This window comes from Glutamicibacter sp. X7 (genome assembly GCF_054889245.1).
Window position 1 is genome coordinate 3502676 of sequence record NZ_CM142678.1, and the last position, 17872, is coordinate 3520547.

Here is a 17872-nt window from a genome sequence, read left to right on the forward strand (position 1 = left end):
CCTCGGACCGGAGTTTTCTCACCGCAATGTAGGCGCAGCTCGAAAGGCACTAGCGACCATCTGTCCTAGGCTGTGGCGCATCCTCCAGTCCAGATCGCGGGCCGCCAAACTACCGTCGGCCACAATTCGCGCCGGGTCACCCGGCCGACGCTCGGCTAGGCGCGGCTCGAACCGGTGCCCGGTCACCTCGGCGACCGCCTGCATAATCTCCCGAACCGAAACCCCCTGACCCGATCCGAGGTTATAAACCGGCTCGACGGGTTCGCCGCGTTCGAGCCGCCGCGCGGCCGCCACATGCGCCAGCGCGAGATCCGCCACGTGCACATAGTCGCGCACGCAGGTGCCATCGGCGGTGTCGTAGTCGGTGCCGAAAATGGTCGGTCGCTCCCCCGCGGCGAGCGCTCGGAAGATCAACGGGAACAAGTTATGAGCGCTGGCGTCGTAGAGGTGCTTGTCCCCCGAACCCACCACGTTGAAGTAGCGCAGCGAGGTGTGCGCAATCCCCGCGGCGACCGCTTGGTCGCGGATCAACCATTCGGCCACGAGCTTGCTTTGACCATAGGGCGACTGCGGATAGGTGGGCGTGCGCTCGGTGACGAGCTCCTCACGCGGGGTGCCATAGACGGCGGCCGAGGAGGAAAAGACAATGCGCTCCACCCCTGCATCGGCCATGGCCTGCAATAGGGTGGCGGTGCCCGTGACATTCTGCTCGAAGGTATGCAACGGATAGCGCACCGATTCCCCGGCGTACTTGTAGCCGGCTAGGTGAATCACACCGCGCACCCGGTACCTGAGCATGGCGTGCGCGAGCTCATCGCGCTGCAAGATGCTCAGCTCGAGCAGCGGAATGTGCTCGGGTACGAAACCGCGCACACCGCTACTGAGGCTGTCCACGACGACCGGGGACATGCCGGCCTCATCCAGTGCCCTGATGACGTGGGCTCCGATATATCCGGCACCGCCGGTAACCAGCCAACTCATACGCGCCCCGCCCCCTGCGCGGGGGCCACCACAAAGATGCCGGGCTCGGCGTACCCGGCCCGGTCAAAGGCCTGACGGATCGCGCTCTCCACCTGCGGCCGCACCGTTTCGTCGATCAGCGCAATGGCGCTCCCGCCAAAGCCGCCGCCCGTCATGCGCGCCCCAAGGGCACCGGCTTCGAGGGCAGCGCTCACGGCTAGGTCCAGTTCGGGACAGGAAATCTCATAGTCATCGCGCATCGAAGCATGTGATTCGGTCAGCAGTTGGCCGACGAGGTTCAGATCTCCACGTTCCAGGGCCTGCACGGTGTGCAGAACACGGCCGTTCTCGGAAACAATGTGGCGGGCCCTGCGACGCAGTGGCTCTTCCAGCGCATCAAGCAGGTGCACCTCGTCGATCTCGCGCAACGAGCTCACCCCCAACCGCGCGGCGGCCGCTTCGCAGCTGGCCCGGCGTTGTGCATAGCCACCGTCCACCAGAGCGTGGGCGACCCGTGTGTCAATGACCAGCACCTTTAGGCCCCGCTCGGTTAGTGGCAACGGAACCGCTCGCGAGGCAAAGGAGCGACAGTCCAAAAACAGGGCGTGGCCTGCCTGCGAGAGCAGCGAGGCGCTTTGGTCCATGATCCCGGTCGGTGCCCCCACAAAGTCGTTTTCCGCCCGTTGCGTCAGGCGCACCATCCGTTCCGCATCGAGCCCGAGGTGGAACACCTCATTCAGTGCCACGATGGTTGCTACCTCGAGCGCATGCGAGGAGGAGAGCCCCGAACCAACCGGGACCGTGGAATCCACGAGGAGTTCAAAACCGCGTATCCGTCCGGCATATTCCGCGGCGAGCACATGGCTCACCGCCGCCGGGTACGCAGCCCAGCCTGCCGGGGTTCCCGGAGCAAGGTCGGCTAGCCGCATCCGCGTCACCTCGGGAGCCCCACCACCGGCGCCCATGGTGGAGGCCAGGGCAATCTCGTCCGCATGCGCGGCGTCGGGGTCCACGCGACGCACCGCGATCAGCGTCTGCCGGTCGATGGCAAAGGGCAACACGTACCCAAGGTTGTAGTCGGTATGTTCCCCCATAAGGTTCACCCGGCCCGGTGCCTGCCAGACACCCTCCGGACGGTGACCGTAAAGTGCCTCGAAGCGCTCGTGCAGTCGCCGGGCGCGCTGCTCTACGGTGTGGTCCTCGTGGCGGATCATGGCATGGCCTCACGCAGTCGCGCAGCGGTCTGTTCGGCACTCACGTCGTTGATGAAGGCGCCCATGGCCGCCTCGGATCCGGCCAAGAACTTCAGTTTGTCGGCGGAACGGCGTGGACTGGTCAGTTGTAGATGCAACCAGCCGGTCGCGCGGTCAACTGCGGTCAGCGGGGCCTGATGCCACGCGGCGATATAGGGAGTGGGGCTGGCATACAGTGCGTCATAGCGGCGCAATAGGTCGCGGTAAAGCACGGCCAATTCGTCGCGTTCGGCCCCGGTCAATGCTGCGATATCCGGCACCTGACGATGCGGCACCAGATGGGTTTCCAGTGGCCAGCGCGCCGCAAAGGGTACATAGGCGGAGAAGTATTCGCCCTCGAACACCATTCGTTCACCACTCTCCCGCTCCCTAGCGAGTAGTTGCCCCATAAGCGCGCCCCCGGTGTCCTCGGCGTACCGGCGCGAACGCTCGGCCAGCCGCTGGGCGTAGGGGGTGATGTAGGGGTAGGCATAGATCTGTCCATGCGGGTGATGCAGGGTCACGCCAATGTCTTGGCCGCGGTTTTCGAATGGGAAAACCTGGCGGATGCCGGGTAGCGCCGAGAGGGCCGCGGTGCGTTGTGCCCACGCCTCAACCACGGTGCGGGCCCGCGCATCAGTCAGTTGGGAGAAACTCCCGGCGTGCTCCGGAGTGAAGACCACAACCTCGCAACGGCCGTAGGCGGGCTGGGCTTGACCGTGGGCGGCGTCCGCGAGGTGGTCTTGGGTCGGCCCCAGCGAGGGGAAGCGGTTCTCGAAGCAGACCACATCGAAATCGGCGGCGGGAATTTCGCTGTGCCGCCCCGCCACGCTCGGGCAGAGCGGGCACTCTTCCTTCGGCGGCAGATAGGTGCGCGCTTGGCGGTGGGCGGCGACGGCCACCCAGTCCCCGGTCAACGGATCCTGGCGTAATTCCCCGGGCGCCGAACGCGGGTCCAGCGCCCGCTGGTCTCGCACCTCTTGTGGCGGCTCGCGGCCAGCGTCGGCGAAGAAGATCGCCTCGCGGCCATCGGCCAGCCGATGGCTGAGCCAGCCGTGGTTGCCGCAATCCGCTAACCCGGAAGTACTGAGTGACATTGATTTTCTGCCCTAGCAATTGTTGAAGAACGGTGTCGTGGACGCAGCCTCTAGCTGGCTGCCCCAACCCTCCGCTTGTTGTAAATGTCGAAGGCCACGGCGATGAGCAGCACCATGCCCTTAACCAGTTGCTGCGTCGAGGCACCCACACCCATGAGCTGCATGCCATTTGAAAGCACCGCCATTACCAGACCACCGACAATGGCTCCGGTGACCCGACCCACGCCGCCGGTGGTCGAGGCGCCACCGATGAAACAGGCGGCGATGGCATCAAGCTCGAACATATTGCCCGCCCCCGGCTGGGCGCCGTTGGACCTGGAGGAGAACACCACGCCGGCAATACCGGCCAACATGCCCATATTCACGAAGATCCAGAAATTGATCTTCTTGACGTTCACCCCGGAGAGCCGGGCGGCCGACAGGTTACCGCCGATGGCGTAGACGTGGCGGCCGAAAACGGTACGCGTGGTCAACACGTGATAGGCGATGATGAGCACACCGAGAATCATCAGCACGATGGGCATGCCGCGGCTGATGGCGATCTGCCAGAAGAACCAGAGAATCACGGCGGTGGCGAGCGCGTACTTGATGATGAACAACGCCAGCGAATCCACGTGCTGCCCGAATTTCAGTTGTCCCTGCCGGGTGCGCCAGGCCGAAACCACCAAACCGACCACCGCAATCACGCCGATGACGAGAGTGAAGGTGTCATAGCCGTAGCCTCCGAGCAGTCCGTTAAGGAACCCGCCGGCGATTCGCTGGTATTCGCCGGGGAACGGCGAGAGGGAGACGTTATTGAGCACCTCATAGGTCAACCCACGAAACAGCAGCATGCCGGCCAGGGTCACGATGAAGGCCGGAATGCCCACATAGGCGACCCAAAAGCCCTGCCAGACTCCGCACAGGGCGCCGACCGCGATCCCGGCGAGCATACCCACCCACCATGGGGCTCCGCCCTGAATGACGAGCACCGCGGAGACCGCACCGGTCAGCGCCACCAGGGAACCGACGGAGAGATCAATGTGCCCGGCGACGATCACCATGATCATGCCCAAGGCGAGCACGAGCACATAGGAGTACTGCAACACAATGTTGGTGATGTTGATGGGGCTGAGCAGCAGGCCCTTGGTGAGCACCGTGAACAGCACGACGATCAGCACGAAGGCAATATAAATGCCGCTGGTGCGCAGGTTCTTGGTGAAAATATCCTTCACATCGGAAGCGATGGTCATCGGGTGTTGTCCTTCTCGAGTGTCATGAGCTCCATCAGGCGTTCCTGGGTGGCTTCGGCGCGCGGGAGTTGGCCGGTGATCCGGCCGTAGGCGAGTGTGTAAATGCGGTCACAGATCCCTAGTAGCTCCGGTAGTTCGGAGGAGATCACCAGCACCGCCTTACCTGCGTCGGCGAGCTCGTTGATGATCGTGTAGATCTCGTATTTAGCTCCGACGTCGATGCCGCGGGTTGGTTCGTCGAGGATCAGTAGTTCGGGGGCGGTGTGCAGCCATTTGCCCAGTACGACCTTTTGCTGGTTACCGCCCGAGAGATTTCCGGTTTTGGCCAGCACCGAGGGGGCCTTGATCCGCATGGAGCGGCGGTAGAACTCGGCGATCTGGATCTCCTTGGGCCCGTTGACGAATCCGCCGGTGGAGATCTTTTGCAGCCCGGCCGCGGTGGTGTTGGTGCGAATATCTTCGATGAGGTTTAGTCCGAATTTTTTCCGGTCCTCCGAAACATAGGCGATGCCAGCCTTGATGGCTTTGCGCACGCTGGAAGTATCCACGGGCCGGCCATCCATCAGCACGGTGCCGGAGATATCCCGCCCATAGCTGTGTCCGAAAATGCTCATCGCCAGCTCGGTACGACCAGCGCCCATGAGACCGGCAACGCCCACAATCTCACCGGCCCGCACATCCAGCGCCGCCCCATCCACCACCAGCCGATCGGGCTGGGTCGGGTGTCGCACGCTCCAATCCCGCACCTCGAACACCACCGAGCCAATGTCAGGTTCGCGCGGCGGATAGCGTACCGACAGCTCACGCCCGACCATGGCCCGAATAATGCGGTCCTGCGTGGTGAGCGGGTCGGACATGTCGAGAGTTTCAACGCTCTGCCCGTCGCGAATGATGGTCGTGGTGTCGGCGATCTCCTCGATCTCTCCGAGCTTGTGGGAGATGATGATGCTGGTGATCCCCTGCCGCCGAAGATCGCGCAGAAGATCCAAGAGATGCTCGGAGTCGGCGTCATTCAACGCGGCGGTGGGTTCGTCGAGGATGAGCAGCTTGACGTTTTTGCTCAGCGCCTTGGCGATTTCCACGAGCTGCTGCTTACCCACGCCGAGTTGTCCCACCGGGGTGGCAGGGTGCTCGGCCAGACCAACGCGTTCCAATAGAGCCGCGGCTCGCTGGTTCGTGGAGTTCCAGTCGATGAATCCGGCGTGCTGGGTTTCGTTGCCAAGGAAGATGTTTTCCGCCACCGACAGGTGCGGCACCAGCGCCAATTCTTGATGGATGATGACGATCCCCAGCGCTTCGGAATCCTTGATGGTGCTGGCCTTGAGCTCAACACCGTCAAAGTGGATGCTGCCGGAGTAGCTCCCATGCGGGTATACCCCGGAGAGGACCTTCATAAGCGTGGATTTCCCGGCGCCGTTCTCACCACAGATGGCGTGGATCTCTCCGGCGGCAACCGAGAGGTTGACGCCGTCGAGAGCCTTAACCCCGGGAAAGGTTTTGATGATGTCCTGCATGCGCAGGATGGTGTTCTCCATGTGGGCTCGTTCTTCTCCTCGCGTGCGCCCTACTGTGGGCGGTTACTTGCTCTGCCCGGCGGCAACTTCGTCGGCCGTGTAGTAACCGGAGTCGACCAGCAGCGAAGAAATGTTCTCGGCCGTGACGATGTCCGAGTCCAGTAGGTAGGACGGGACGGTTTTCACGCCGTTGTCATAGCTGGAGGTGTCATTGGCTTCCGGTTCGTGGCCTTCGGCGAAGTCCTTGACCGCGGTGACCGCCTGGCTGGCGAGCTTGCGGGTGTCCTTGAAGATCGTGGAGTACTGCACTTTGTCGTCGATGAGTTTCACGGAGGCGATTTCCGCATCCTGTCCGGTGATGATCGGCAGTCCAGCGTCGATATCGACTCCGTATCCGGCGTTGCTCAGTGCGGTGATCACGCCACGCGAGATGCCATCGAAGGGTGAGAGGATCCCGTCGATCTTCTTCTTGCCGCCGCCGTAATGGGCGGTGATCAGGTCCTCCATGCGGCTTTGCGCTTCTTCCTGAGACCAGCGCAGGGTGGCGGTTTGCTCAATGGTCGTCTGCCCGGAGCCGACCACTAGGGTGCCGTCGTCGAGGTAGGGCTTGAGGGTGTCCATCGCACCCTTGAAGAAGAAGTGCGCGTTGTTGTCGTCCACGGAGCCGGCGAACAGCTCAATGTTCAGCGGCCCTTTCTTCGTGGTGCGTTCGCCCTGTTCATCGAGCAGTCCCAGTCCGGTCAACAGCGAGGTGGCCTGTTGCACGCCCACCTTGTAGTTGTCGAAGGTGACGTAGAAGTCGACATTCTCGGTGCCGTTGATCAGCCGGTCGTAGGCGATGATCGGAATATTCTGATCGGCGGCCGCTTGAAGTTGGGTGGAGAGGGCGGTGCCGTCGATGGAGGCCACGACGAGAATATCGGCGCCCTTGGTGATCATCTGGTCGATCTGCTGCTGTTGCGTGGGGATATCGTCGTTGGCGAACTGCAGGTCGACCTCGTAGCCGGCCTCTTCAAGCTGGGACTTCACGGCGGCACCATCGGCAATCCAACGCTCCGAGGTTTCGGTGGGCATCGCCACGCCTATTTGCACGTCGCCCGGTTCCATCGCATCGCCACCACCGGCCGCACCGGCCCCGGCTCCCCCGCCACCGCAGGCGGCCAAACCCGTAATGAACGCCAACGAACCGAGCGCAGCTACCGTGCGGCGAGCCCATGTTTTCCGTGCCATGTAATCCTCCTGCTAGTCCTTCGTTGTCGGGCGGTGGAGCCAGACTCACACAATGTTAGCGCTAACAAGTGATGCGGGCCACCCCCAGAGCAAATTCTTCGCTTCCCACCCAGAGACCTCGCAATGGCAATAAATGCACGAAGACCCGACCCCTGCAGGGGTCGGGTCTTTCTCATGCGCGCTATAGGTGGTCTTTTACCTAGTGACCGTGGCCGACATCGGCCAGCTTCGGTTTAGGCATTTCGATCGCACCCGTTTCAATTTTTTCGAACTCCTCCGGGGTGACCACGGGGATTTCGTAGCCATCCTTGTCGATGAGCTTTCCACCCTCGAAGTGGTCCCCGTCGATCAGGCCGCACACCTCATCCTTGCGTACCAGACGCGGTGGGGCGGCCGAGAAGACCGAACCATCCTTCTTCGGGGTGCCGAAGCGCATCTCGTTGAACAGCAGATTCAGCAGCACGGCCATCAGTGCGGCCGAGGAGATACCCGAGTGGAAGATGGTCTCGAACCAGGTTGGGAAGTTGTGGTAAAAATCCGGCTTCACGATGGGCAGGCAGCCAAAGGAGATGGACGCGGCCACAATGGCGAGGTTCAAACCGTCGTACTTCACCTTGGACAGCGTGCGGATGCCGGAGGCGGCCACCGTGCCGAACAGGACGATACCGGCGCCACCGAGCACTGGCATCGGAATGGCGGCCACCACACGACCGAGGACCGGAAGCAAGCCAAGGACCAGCAAGATACCGCCACCTGCGGCCACCACGAAACGGCTGGTAATGCCGGTGATCGCTACCAGGCCCACGTTCTGCGCGAAGGCGGACTGGGTGAAGGTGTTGAAGATCGGGGCGACCATCGAGGAAGCCATATCGGCACGCAGGCCGTTGGCGATGCGCTTGCGGTCCACCTTGGTGCCGGCGATCTCGCCCACGGCGAGGATATCGGCGGTGGTTTCGGTCAGAATAACGAGCACCACGATGGTCATCGAGATGATGCCGCCGATTTCAAAGACCGGCATGCCGAAGGCCAGCGGCTGCGGAACCGCGAAGATGGCGCCTTCGCCGACCTTCGAGAAGTCGGCCATGCCGACTACGGCTGCCACTACGGTGCCGATGACGATAGCCAGCAGAATCGACAGGCGCGAAATTGCGGCGTTGCCGACCTTCGAGAGCAATAGGACGATCAACAGCGTCAGGCCGGCGAGCCCGATGTTGGCTAGAGAGCCGTAGTCCTCGGTGTTCGAGTTTCCGCCCATGGCCCAGTTCGCGGCTACCGGGGTGAGCGATACACCGATCATGGTGATCACCACGCCGGTGACCACCGGCGGGAAGAACCTAATCACACGGGCAAAGAACGGCGTGATCAGGAAACCAATCGCCGAGGCGGCAAGTACCGCACCGAAGACCGCTTGAATGCCGCCACCGCCATTGACGATGGCCACCATGGTGGCCACGGAGGCGAACGAGGTTCCCTGCACCAGGGGCAGCTGAGCCCCGAAGAAAGGAATGCCAATGGTCTGCAGAATCGTGGCCAGACCACCTACAAACAGGCAGCAGGCAACCAACAGGCCCAGATCAGCACTGTCCATCCCGGCGGCACCGCCGATGATCAGTGGCGGGGCAATGATGCCGCCGTACATGGTTAAGACGTGTTGCATGCCATAGGCAATTGTCTTCCCAATCGGCAACTTTTCGTCTTCGGGACGCTGTGGTTTGATAGATTCGACTTTCGCAGCGCGCATGGCTGACCTCCTTCGTCAGTTTGCTGCAAGGGGCGTGTCCGTGCGGCTACACGGACACGCCCCGATAGGCATTAAGGGCTAGATGAATGCCGGGATGTTGGTCCAGATCGGATGCTTGGCGCCGGCACCTTCGCGCTCGACAGTGGCTTCGATCAGACCGTATGGGCGGTCTGCGGCGAAGAACACTTCGTTCGGGTTGTCCTGGCCGAAGACCTCAAGGTCCACCAGGAAGTGGTGGTTGTTCGGCAGCGAGAACTTGATCTCGGAAATCTCCGGGTTGGCCTCCAGTGCAGCCTTGCCCATTTCGAACATGGTGTGCTGCAGAGCCAGCGAGTGAGTGTTGGCGAACAAGGTCAGCAACTGCTCACGCACCGAGGCGTAGACGGCGTTGAAGTCGATGCCGGCTTCGATAGCCTCGTTCGAGTAACGCCAGCGAGCGGTCACGTCGGTGGCCAAAATGCGGTCGGTGGTTTCCTTCAGCGTGGTGTACTTGTCACGCGGGAAACCGTGGAACTCCGAACCGGTGGACTTCAGGACGGTCAGGTCCTCAAGGCCGGCGACGATGCTCTTCGAACCGTCTTCGGCGATCTCCAGAACGGCGGTGCGTACCTCGCTCTTGTTCTTCGAGAAGGCGTGATCGTGGTCGTTGATGCGGTCCCAGAAGTACTGCTGGGCTGCCCAGCGGCCTCCGGTGATCCACTCGAACTCGCTGGTGAAGTGGTTGCCCAACTTCAGCAGGAACTCTTCCGGGCTGCGCACGCCGTCACGGGCTAGGCCGTAGACGGTGTTCTTCTGGGTGTCGGTCGGGACGACCAGACCGTTGTCACCCTCGTAGTGCGCCTTGGTGAAGTCGCCGTGGAGCTGGCTGGTGACGTTCAGGTCTTCGATCTCGTGGCGGGCGGTGTCGCGGGTGATCTTGACCAGGCGAACTTCGGCCTTGCCGTACTGGTTCTCGCCCAGAACGATCTTGGTGGCGGCGGGAGCGGTGGTTTCGGTAGTCATGGTTCTAACTTCCTCGGTACGTGGAATATGCAAACGGGCTGATAAGAAGAGGTACGTGGTAGTGCTCATCGACGCTATTGACGTAGAAGTCGATGCTTACCGCGGGGAAGAAGCTTTCCGTTCCCTGCTTCCCGAAGTAGTCGCCGGTCTCGAAGGAAACCCGGTAATGTCCTACTTCAACCTGTGTCGGCCCCAGGTTCTTGATGCGGCCATCCGCATCGGTTTCGCCGGTTCCAATTTCTTGCCAGCCGGATGCCGTCTTGGCTTCCAGCGTGGCCTTGACACCGGAGGCAGGCCTCCCGGTCCCGGTGTCGAGTACATGGGTGGTGATGTGGCTGCGCTCAGTTACATCTGCCATTGATAACTCCTTGGGTAAGGGGTTTATATTCGGGGAAAGTCTGGCGTCGAGCGCCTAGTTGTTAATCGCATTCGAGAGACGCAAAAGTGCAATGGCTCGAAGCTGTTCGGCGACCTCGCGCATTTCGGTGGCGTCATCATTGCCGATGCGACGCTGGCATTCGGCCAGGATCTCTTCGGTGGTGCGACCCGCTGCGCGGATCAGAAAGACGCGGTTGAAGCGCTGCTCGTACTCACGGTTGGCTTCTACCAGGCGGGCCTTGGCTTCATCGTCCAAGGAGAGCCCGGACTGTTCGCCACGCGAAAGGTTCGCTTCCTTAGATTCACCCTCGGCTCGTTCGCCAATTCTCGGGTGATGGGCCAGAGCGGCGTTAACCTCTTCTTCGGTGAAGGGATTGGCGCTGCGCTCGGCGGTGCGCTGAAGTTCATCGACGGAGTCGAAGGGGCGGGCCGAAAGCACCTCGTTAACCCACCGGTCAATATCGATGCATGGGCGCAAGATCGCCACGGCCTCGGAGTCGCTTAGGGTGTTGAAGGATTCTAAATCCATCGGTATCAGCTCTTTCGTCCTGCTCTGCTCGATCCGCTCGCTGACACCCTTACCACCGACTGGCTCGTCGGCTTCGACTAGATGTTTCTGGATCGTGGAAACTTCGTTCCACTACTGTAAGCCCAATCACACCCAGTGAGTCAAGTGGAATCCCTCACATTGCATAAAATCAGATTTTTTCTAGGTGGAAATCTTGCTTAGCGAAAGAATATGACACACACCACTTGCGCGTCGAGCTAAAGTCTGGCCATAATGATTTCACAACATAGAAACTAACTTCCGTAATACGGAATAAACTAGACTCAAAGGAGGGTCGCCATGACCGCCATCAATTCGGCCGAAACGCACTGCACACAGGATGAATCCCTGGTCCACGCGGCCACCGACGCACTGCGCACGGGACTGTTTGCTCCGATCCCCAACCTGGATCCGGACATCAGCAACCGGGTGCGCATCTCCCCCGCTGCTCCCACCATCTGGGACCGCTTCTTCGGCAAGAAGCGCTAAGCCACCGGCCACCGCCGGTCCTGTAGACCACGCAGAGCCCATTCTCCTGAGGCGTCGAGAATGGGCTCTGCGTTCTTTTAAGCGCAGGTGCAAGGGCTTTCAGGCCACGATCAGCGCAAGAAAAGTTGAGCCAAGGTCGGTAGCGTCAAGACCGCCAAGGCGCAGGTGAGCACGATCCCCACCGCAGTTGGTTCGCCATCGCCGGTTTCACTCGCCGCCATAATGTAAGCCGTAGCCGACACCGGCATCGCAGCCATCAAGACCGCAGTATTGAACCAGAGCGGATCCAAGTCGGGAGCCAACCACACCAGGCTAACTACGGTCAGCGCCGGTAAGAGCAATAACTTACCCAGCACCATCAACACCATTGCCGGTAACGACATCCGCGCCGCGCTCCGCTGGTCTGCTGCGCGCCCCCGGATACGGCGCACCGTACGCCGTAGCGATAGCCCAATGGTAAAAAGCGCCCCGGGCGCGGCTACAGCCGCCAACATCTGAGCGGCCCGCTCTACCGGGTCGGGCAATGACCAACCGAAGTAGAGCACGGCCCCTCCGGCCAGCATCGCCCAGGTCACCGGATTGCGTAGCAACGCGTTGCGCACCGTCATCGCCACGGTGCGCGCACTGCGTCGCCGCTGATCTCCTCGTCGCGTCGGCAACACGAGTTGGGCCAGTACGGGAAACCCGACCATGAACAACACGTTATGCACCAATTGCCCCATGCCAGCCGCGAGCCCCGCACTGCTGCCCAGCACGCCCAGAACCACCGGAATCCCCAGATAGGACACATTGCCAAATCCGGTACTCAGACTCATGGCCAGCGACTGCGCGAGAGACCGTCGCAACACATAGCGGGTCAACAGCCCAACCAGCCCCGCAAAAACCGTGGTGGCCGCGGTGGTGACAAGTAAGAACTCCAGCGGCACCCCGGACTGCGGATCAGCATCGGCCACCACCGTGAAAAGCAGCGCTGGCAAGGCAATGTAGAACACAAAGGTATTCAGCGCCGGCTCGACGTTATCGGCAAAGCGCAAAGCGTGGCTCGCGGCGTAGCCCACGATCATGATTAAGAACAGCGGGAGGATACCGAAAAGTACGTCGCCAAACATCACCGCTCCTCGCGCATAGCCACCCCGTCAACTCTAGGCGCATGCGTTGTTGACCTGTATCTTCATGAAGGCCGTTAACGAACGTACAGGCCGTCGGACGCATCGAAAACGATGCGTCCGACGGCCTGTACCGTACCGAAGATTTGCTTAGACCGCGGCGGCGGAGCCCAAGACCTCGGCTGTTGAGACATAGGGCAGCTCGAACTCATCGGCCACGGACTTGAAGGTCACCTGGCCTTCGTGGACGTTCAGCCCGTTGGCAAGGCCGGCATCTTCACGCAACGCCTGCATCCATCCCTTATCCGCAATGCGCAGAGCGTAAGGCAGCGTGGCGTTGGTCAGCGCCGCGGTGGAAGTCTGCGGCACGGCACCAGGCATATTGGCCACGCAGTAGTACACGGCGTCATGGACCTTGAAGGTCGGCTCGGCGTGAGTGGTTGGGCGCGACCCTTCGAAGCAGCCACCCTGGTCGATCGCGATATCGACCAGCACGGAACCCGGGCGCATGTGGGCGACCATATCCTTGGTTACCAGCTTTGGTGCGGCGGCGCCCGGAATCAGCACGGAACCGATCACGAGATCCGCTTCGGCTACTTCGGCGGCGATGGTCAGGCGCTGCGAGGCCAGGGTCTTGATCCGTCCGTTGAAGGCCAGGTCGATCTCGCGCAGGCGCGGGAGACTAATATCAATGATGGTCACGTCGGCGCCCATGCCAAGTGCGATGGTTGCCGCGTGCGTACCCGCCACGCCACCACCGATTACTACAACCTTGGCCGGACGCGTGCCTGGCACACCACCCATCAGCACTCCGGCACCACCGTTAGGCTGCTGTAGCTGCACGGCCCCGATTTGAGCCGCCAAGCGACCGGCAACCTCAGACATCGGTGCCAGCAGCGGCAGGGAACGTCCGGAAGTGACGGTCTCATAGGCAATGGCGGTTGACCCTGCGGCGAGCAGTGCGTCGGTGCATTCGCGCGAAGCGGCTAGATGGAGGTAGGTAAACAGCAATTGCCCAGCACGCATGCGGTGGTATTCCGCGGCGATCGGTTCCTTGACCTTCAAGATCATCTCGGCTTCAGCCCAGGTTGCATCGGCATCCGGCGCAATCCGCGCCCCGGCGGCAACATAGGCCTCATCGGCGTTGCCCGAACCGACCCCGGCGCCGGTTTCGATGATCACTTCGTGGCCCCGAGCGACAAACTCGGATACCCCGGCGGGGGTTATGGCGACGCGAAATTCGTTGTTCTTGATTTCCTTCGGGACACCAATGATCATGGCAACCGCTCCTCTCGTGAGACGTCTCGGGCGGTGTGAACGAACGGAAATTCGAGCGGTGACCGCCATAACTTGTGTTCACCAGAGTAGGGTTTTCGACGAGATTTTCAGAGGACTGCCGAAATATCTACGGCAGTATCAAGATAATCTGTTTTTTATTTCATCGGGTGACGCTTCGGCGGGCGAGATCGCCGTTGGATCTTCGGGGTTAACGACCCGCGACCCCGTGGCACCCAAAGCGGCGCCACGGGGTCGTGAGCTAGTGACGTGGGTTAGGCGTCGCCGCCGGCGTTCCCACTCGTACCCGCGGTCGGGTCATTCAACCGGTACGCCGCATGCGCCTCGGCGACCTTCGCCTCATCAATCTCCCCACGCTCGGCCAACGCGGCCAGCGCCTGGACCACCACGGTATGCGCATCGATCTTAAAGAACCGGCGCGCCGCGGCCCGCGTATCGGAGAACCCGAACCCATCAGCACCCAACGTGTAGAACTCACCGGGCACGTACGGGCGGATCTGCTCAGGCACCGCGCGCATGTAATCACTGGTCGCGATCACCGGCCCGGTCGCCTGCGAGAGTTTCCCGGTCACAAACGGGGTCACCCGCCCGCCGGCAGGATCACACAGGTACGCCTCATCGGCGGCCTGCCCATCCCGGGCCAGCTCGTTCCAGGAAGTCACCGACCACACATCAGCGGACACACCCCACTGCTCGGCCAGGATCGCCTGGGCTTCTAACGCCCACGGCACCGCCACACCCGAAGCGAGCAGTTGGGCGCGGGGCCCGTCCACGGCGGCTTCCTTCAACAGGTAGATGCCCTTGATCAGCCCCTCGACGTCCAGATTTTCTGGTTCGGCCGGCTGGGTGATCGGCTCGTTATAGACCGTGAGGTAATACATCACGTTCGGATCCGGGTGCCCCCCACCATACATGCGCTCCAGCCCGGAACGCATGATATGCCCGATCTCGTACCCGTAGGCCGGGTCGTAGGTGACCACCGCAGGGTTGGTCGCCGCCAGCAACGGTGAATGCCCGTCGGCGTGCTGCAGTCCTTCACCGGTGAGGGTGGTGCGTCCGGCGGTCGCGCCGATGATGAACCCGCGGGTCATCTGATCCGCCGCCGCCCAGAACTGGTCGCCGGTGCGTTGGAAGCCGAACATGGAGTAGAACACGTAGATCGGGATCAACGCTTCCCCATGGGTGGAGTAGCTGGTGCCCGCGGCGGTGAACGCGGCGACCGCGCCGGCCTCGTTAATGCCCGGGTGGATCAACTGACCGGCCGGGGATTCCTTATACGCCAGCACCAGGTCACGGTCCACCGAAAGGTAGTTCTGCCCGGCCGGGTTATAGATCTTCGCGGTCGGGAAGAACGAGTCCATCCCAAAGGTGCGGGACTCATCGGGCACGATCGGCACGATCCGGTGCCCGAAGTCCTTATCGCGCATCAGATCCTTGAGCAACCGGACAAAGGCCATGGTCGTGGCCGCCTGCTGCTTCCCGGACCCGCGTTTGGCGATCGCGTAGGACTTCTCCCCGGGCAAGGTCACCGGGGTAGGGGTTTCCGAACGACGGGAGGGGACCGCCCCGCCCAGGGCGGCACGGCGTTCCATCAGGTACTTATACTCTGCGGAGTCCACCCCGGGGTGGTAGTACGGCGGCAGGTACGGGTCGGCTTCAAGCTGCGCGTCGCTGATCGGGATCCGCAGGTGGTCACGGAACCCCTTCAAGTCTTCCAGGGTGAGCTTTTTCATCTGGTGGGTCGCGTTGCGGGCCTCGAAGTGCGGGCCCAGCCCGTACCCCTTGACCGTTTTGGCCAGGATGACGGTGGGTTTGCCCTTGAACTCGGTCGCGGCCTTATAGGCGGCGTAGACCTTGTGGTAGTCATGCCCGCCACGCTTGAGCTGCCAGATCTCATCATCGGAAAGGTCCGCGACCAGTTCCTTCGTTTCGGGGCGCTGCCCGAAGAAGTGCTCGCGGATAAACGCCCCGGACTCGGCCTTGTAGGTCTGGTAGTCCCCATCGGGGGTCTGGTTCATCACATCGACCAGGGCCCCGGCCGGGTCCTTATCCAGCAGGGTGTCCCATTCACGACCCCACACGACCTTGATCACGTTCCAGCCCGCGCCGCGGAAGAACGCTTCAAGTTCCTGCATGATCTTCCCGTTACCACGTACCGGACCGTCCAGGCGCTGCAGGTTGCAGTTGATCACGAAGTTCAGGTTATCGAGCTTCTCATTCGCGGCCAGCTGCAAGAAGCCACGCGACTCGGGCTCATCCATTTCCCCGTCCCCGAGGAACGCCCACACCTGCTGGTCGCTGGTGTCTTTAATGCCGCGGTTGTGCAGGTACCGGTTCAGTTGGGCCTGGTAGATCGCGTTCGCCGGGCCGATGCCCATCGACACGGTCGGGAACTGCCAGAACGCGGGCATATTCCGTGGGTGCGGGTAGGAGGGCAGCGCGTGCCCTTCCTTGGACTTTTCTTGGCGGAACCCGTCCAGGTCCTGCTCGGTCAGACGGCCTTCGAGGTAGGCGCGGGCATACATGCCCGGCGAAGCGTGGCCTTGGAAGAAGATCTGGTCCCCGCCGCCGGGGTGGTCTTGGCCGCGGAAGAAGTGGTTGAATCCGACCTCGTAGAGGGTCGCGGCACCGGCGTAGGTGGAGATATGCCCGCCGACCCCGACCCCGGGACGTTGTCCGCGGTGCACCATGACCGCGGCGTTCCAGCGCATGAACGCCCGGTAGCGGCGTTCAATGGCTTCGTCGCCGGGGAATTCGGGTTCTTGATCGACCGGGATCGTGTTGACGTAGTCGGTGGTGGTGACCATCGGCACGCCCACGGATTTCGCGCCAGCGCGTTGCAGTAGGGAACGGATGATGAATTGGGCCCGTTCGGTGCCCTGCGCCTCGACGAGTTGATCGAACGAGTCGATCCATTCCTGGGTTTCTTCAGGGTCTCGGTCGGATAGCTGATACGTCAAACCACTACGGATCCCGGTGATTTGCTCGTCGATATCCGCCGATGATGCGGTCAATGCACTAGCCGTTTGCGGCTCATTCTCGATGATGGTCATGCAGGGCTTTCCTTCGGAGTTTTGACCGCTTCTGGCGGTCGCCACGACAACACGGTCGTTTCACTGTATGAAAACTTTCTCTCGCATCCTAAGATTAAGTAACTCAACTCACAACCCCGGACAGACCCGGTAGAGTCGGGGAAACCAGTCATCACCGCTAGTGAACTCCGGATTAATGGGGAATAGCGACGCGTAAAAGTAGGAGAGTAATGTCCAGCGCCATCACGTCACACTCGGCACCGCAGCGTCGGCGCACCATCATCGTCACCGGAGCGGGCTCCGGAATCGGCCGCGCCGCGGCCCAACTGCTCCTCGCTCAGGGTTGGAATGTCGGACTGCTCGGACGCACCGAACAAACCCTGCACGAGACCGCCGCGGGGGCCGACAATGCCCTCGTGATCACCGCCGACGTGGCCGATGTCGCTCAGGTACGCGCAGCATTCGATGCCACCGTCCAGCGCTTTGGTACCGTCGATGCGCTCTTCAACAACGCTGGGATCTTCGGCGCTGCGGTCAACGTCGGCGACCTCGAACCGGAGGAATGGGACAGGGTCTGCGCCATCAATCTCACCGGGGCAATTAACTGTGCTCGCGAAGCTTTCAACCGCATGAAGGCGCACGGTGGTCGCATCATCAACAATGGCTCGATTTCCGCGCAGGTGCCGCGCCCCAATTCGGTCTCCTACGCGGTGACCAAACATGCAATCACGGGCCTGACCAAGTCCATTGAGCTCGATGGGCGAGCATGGAATATCTGCGCGTCACAGATCGATATCGGCAACACCGCCAGCGAGCTCTTGCAGGGCATCGGCACCCAGGCCGGCGCCTTGCAGGCCGACGGCTCGCGCAAGGTTGAGCCCTCATTCCCCTTGGAGCATGCCGCGCAGGCCGTGGCCTACATCGCCAATGCCCCGCTAAGTGCTTCGATTAACCAGCTGACCATTACGGCCGCGGGCATGCCCTTCATCGGCCGAGGCTAGCCCACGCCGACGTCG

The 17872-nt window shown here is 61.9% G+C and carries 15 protein-coding genes; 2 read left to right on the plus strand and 13 right to left on the minus strand.

What is annotated here, in order from left to right:
- Positions 1-18: 18 nt before the first annotated feature.
- The 10 genes from galE to uraD form a co-directional block, all read right to left on the minus strand.
- Entirely contained in the window at positions 19-981 is a 963-nt protein-coding gene (galE, locus tag ACYU0X_RS16615) for a UDP-glucose 4-epimerase GalE (protein ID WP_418907869.1), read from the minus strand.
- Positions 978-2174: a galactokinase gene (gene galK / locus ACYU0X_RS16620; RefSeq protein WP_461901746.1), complete on the minus strand. Its 1197-nt coding sequence runs from the start codon at positions 2172-2174 to the stop codon at positions 978-980. The genes galE and galK overlap by 4 nt, the downstream gene beginning before the upstream one ends.
- On the minus strand, positions 2171-3289 hold the full coding sequence (galT, locus tag ACYU0X_RS16625; RefSeq protein WP_418907871.1) for a galactose-1-phosphate uridylyltransferase: 1119 nt from the start codon (positions 3287-3289) through the stop codon (positions 2171-2173). The genes galK and galT overlap by 4 nt, the downstream gene beginning before the upstream one ends.
- A gap of 50 nt (positions 3290-3339) precedes the next feature.
- Positions 3340-4521: a multiple monosaccharide ABC transporter permease gene (mmsB, locus tag ACYU0X_RS16630; RefSeq protein ID WP_418907872.1), complete on the minus strand. Its 1182-nt coding sequence runs from the start codon at positions 4519-4521 to the stop codon at positions 3340-3342.
- Positions 4518-6056, minus strand: a complete 1539-nt coding sequence (gene mmsA, locus ACYU0X_RS16635) for a multiple monosaccharide ABC transporter ATP-binding protein (protein WP_418907873.1) — start codon at positions 6054-6056, stop codon at positions 4518-4520. The genes mmsB and mmsA overlap by 4 nt, the downstream gene beginning before the upstream one ends.
- Positions 6057-6098: 42 nt before the next feature.
- The gene (gene chvE, locus ACYU0X_RS16640; protein WP_418907874.1) at positions 6099-7265 is read right to left on the minus strand and encodes a multiple monosaccharide ABC transporter substrate-binding protein; all 1167 of its coding nucleotides are present in this window, start codon (positions 7263-7265) and stop codon (positions 6099-6101) included.
- A 199-nt stretch (positions 7266-7464) separates the two neighbouring features.
- Positions 7465-9006 (minus strand): nucleobase:cation symporter-2 family protein, encoded by a 1542-nt coding sequence (locus ACYU0X_RS16645; protein WP_418907875.1) that lies wholly within the window; start codon positions 9004-9006, stop codon positions 7465-7467.
- 78 nt (positions 9007-9084) lie between these two features.
- Entirely contained in the window at positions 9085-10008 is a 924-nt protein-coding gene (pucL, locus tag ACYU0X_RS16650; RefSeq protein ID WP_418907876.1) for a factor-independent urate hydroxylase, read from the minus strand.
- A 4-nt stretch (positions 10009-10012) separates the two neighbouring features.
- Positions 10013-10366, minus strand: coding sequence for a hydroxyisourate hydrolase (uraH, locus tag ACYU0X_RS16655; RefSeq protein WP_309410060.1), 354 nt, complete (start codon positions 10364-10366; stop codon positions 10013-10015).
- Between the two features lie 54 nt (positions 10367-10420).
- Positions 10421-10915: a 2-oxo-4-hydroxy-4-carboxy-5-ureidoimidazoline decarboxylase gene (uraD, locus tag ACYU0X_RS16660; protein ID WP_418907877.1), complete on the minus strand. Its 495-nt coding sequence runs from the start codon at positions 10913-10915 to the stop codon at positions 10421-10423.
- Positions 10916-11233: 318 nt separating this feature from the next.
- On the opposite strand from uraD, the gene ACYU0X_RS16665 reads away from it, so the two are divergent.
- On the plus strand, positions 11234-11422 hold the full coding sequence (locus ACYU0X_RS16665) for a hypothetical protein (RefSeq protein ID WP_418907878.1): 189 nt from the start codon (positions 11234-11236) through the stop codon (positions 11420-11422).
- Positions 11423-11532: 110 nt separating this feature from the next.
- Here ACYU0X_RS16665 and ACYU0X_RS16670 read toward each other — a convergent pair whose 3' ends face one another.
- From ACYU0X_RS16670 to aceE, 3 genes are all read right to left on the minus strand, one after another.
- Complete coding sequence (locus ACYU0X_RS16670) at positions 11533-12531, minus strand: AEC family transporter (RefSeq protein WP_418907879.1); 999 nt, start codon at positions 12529-12531, stop codon at positions 11533-11535.
- A 147-nt stretch (positions 12532-12678) separates the two neighbouring features.
- Positions 12679-13806 (minus strand): alanine dehydrogenase, encoded by a 1128-nt coding sequence (gene ald / locus ACYU0X_RS16675; protein ID WP_418907880.1) that lies wholly within the window; start codon positions 13804-13806, stop codon positions 12679-12681.
- Between the two features lie 272 nt (positions 13807-14078).
- Entirely contained in the window at positions 14079-16877 is a 2799-nt protein-coding gene (gene aceE, locus ACYU0X_RS16680) for a pyruvate dehydrogenase (acetyl-transferring), homodimeric type (protein WP_461901747.1), read from the minus strand.
- Positions 16878-17086: 209 nt separating this feature from the next.
- Between aceE and ACYU0X_RS16685 the strand changes: the two genes are divergently transcribed.
- On the plus strand, positions 17087-17857 hold the full coding sequence (locus ACYU0X_RS16685; protein ID WP_418907882.1) for an SDR family oxidoreductase: 771 nt from the start codon (positions 17087-17089) through the stop codon (positions 17855-17857).
- The last annotated feature ends 15 nt before the right edge of the window (positions 17858-17872 follow it).

Excerpts from the sequence above, each read along its gene's own strand:
- galE (WP_418907869.1), bottom strand. The coding sequence starts at position 981 with ATGAGTTGGCTGGTTACCGGCGGTGCCGGATATATCGGAGCCCACGTC.
- galK (WP_461901746.1), bottom strand. The coding sequence starts at position 2,174 with ATGATCCGCCACGAGGACCACACCGTAGAGCAGCGCGCCCGGCGACTG.
- galT (WP_418907871.1), bottom strand. The coding sequence starts at position 3,289 with ATGTCACTCAGTACTTCCGGGTTAGCGGATTGCGGCAACCACGGCTGG.
- mmsB (WP_418907872.1), bottom strand. The coding sequence starts at position 4,521 with ATGACCATCGCTTCCGATGTGAAGGATATTTTCACCAAGAACCTGCGC.
- mmsA (WP_418907873.1), bottom strand. The coding sequence starts at position 6,056 with ATGGAGAACACCATCCTGCGCATGCAGGACATCATCAAAACCTTTCCC.
- chvE (WP_418907874.1), bottom strand. The coding sequence starts at position 7,265 with ATGGCACGGAAAACATGGGCTCGCCGCACGGTAGCTGCGCTCGGTTCG.
- ACYU0X_RS16645 (WP_418907875.1), bottom strand. The coding sequence starts at position 9,006 with ATGCGCGCTGCGAAAGTCGAATCTATCAAACCACAGCGTCCCGAAGAC.
- pucL (WP_418907876.1), bottom strand. The coding sequence starts at position 10,008 with ATGACTACCGAAACCACCGCTCCCGCCGCCACCAAGATCGTTCTGGGC.
- uraH (WP_309410060.1), bottom strand. The coding sequence starts at position 10,366 with ATGGCAGATGTAACTGAGCGCAGCCACATCACCACCCATGTACTCGAC.
- uraD (WP_418907877.1), bottom strand. The coding sequence starts at position 10,915 with ATGGATTTAGAATCCTTCAACACCCTAAGCGACTCCGAGGCCGTGGCG.
- ACYU0X_RS16665 (WP_418907878.1), top strand. The coding sequence starts at position 11,234 with ATGACCGCCATCAATTCGGCCGAAACGCACTGCACACAGGATGAATCC.
- ACYU0X_RS16670 (WP_418907879.1), bottom strand. The coding sequence starts at position 12,531 with ATGTTTGGCGACGTACTTTTCGGTATCCTCCCGCTGTTCTTAATCATG.
- ald (WP_418907880.1), bottom strand. The coding sequence starts at position 13,806 with ATGATCATTGGTGTCCCGAAGGAAATCAAGAACAACGAATTTCGCGTC.
- aceE (WP_461901747.1), bottom strand. The coding sequence starts at position 16,877 with ATGACCATCATCGAGAATGAGCCGCAAACGGCTAGTGCATTGACCGCA.
- ACYU0X_RS16685 (WP_418907882.1), top strand. The coding sequence starts at position 17,087 with ATGTCCAGCGCCATCACGTCACACTCGGCACCGCAGCGTCGGCGCACC.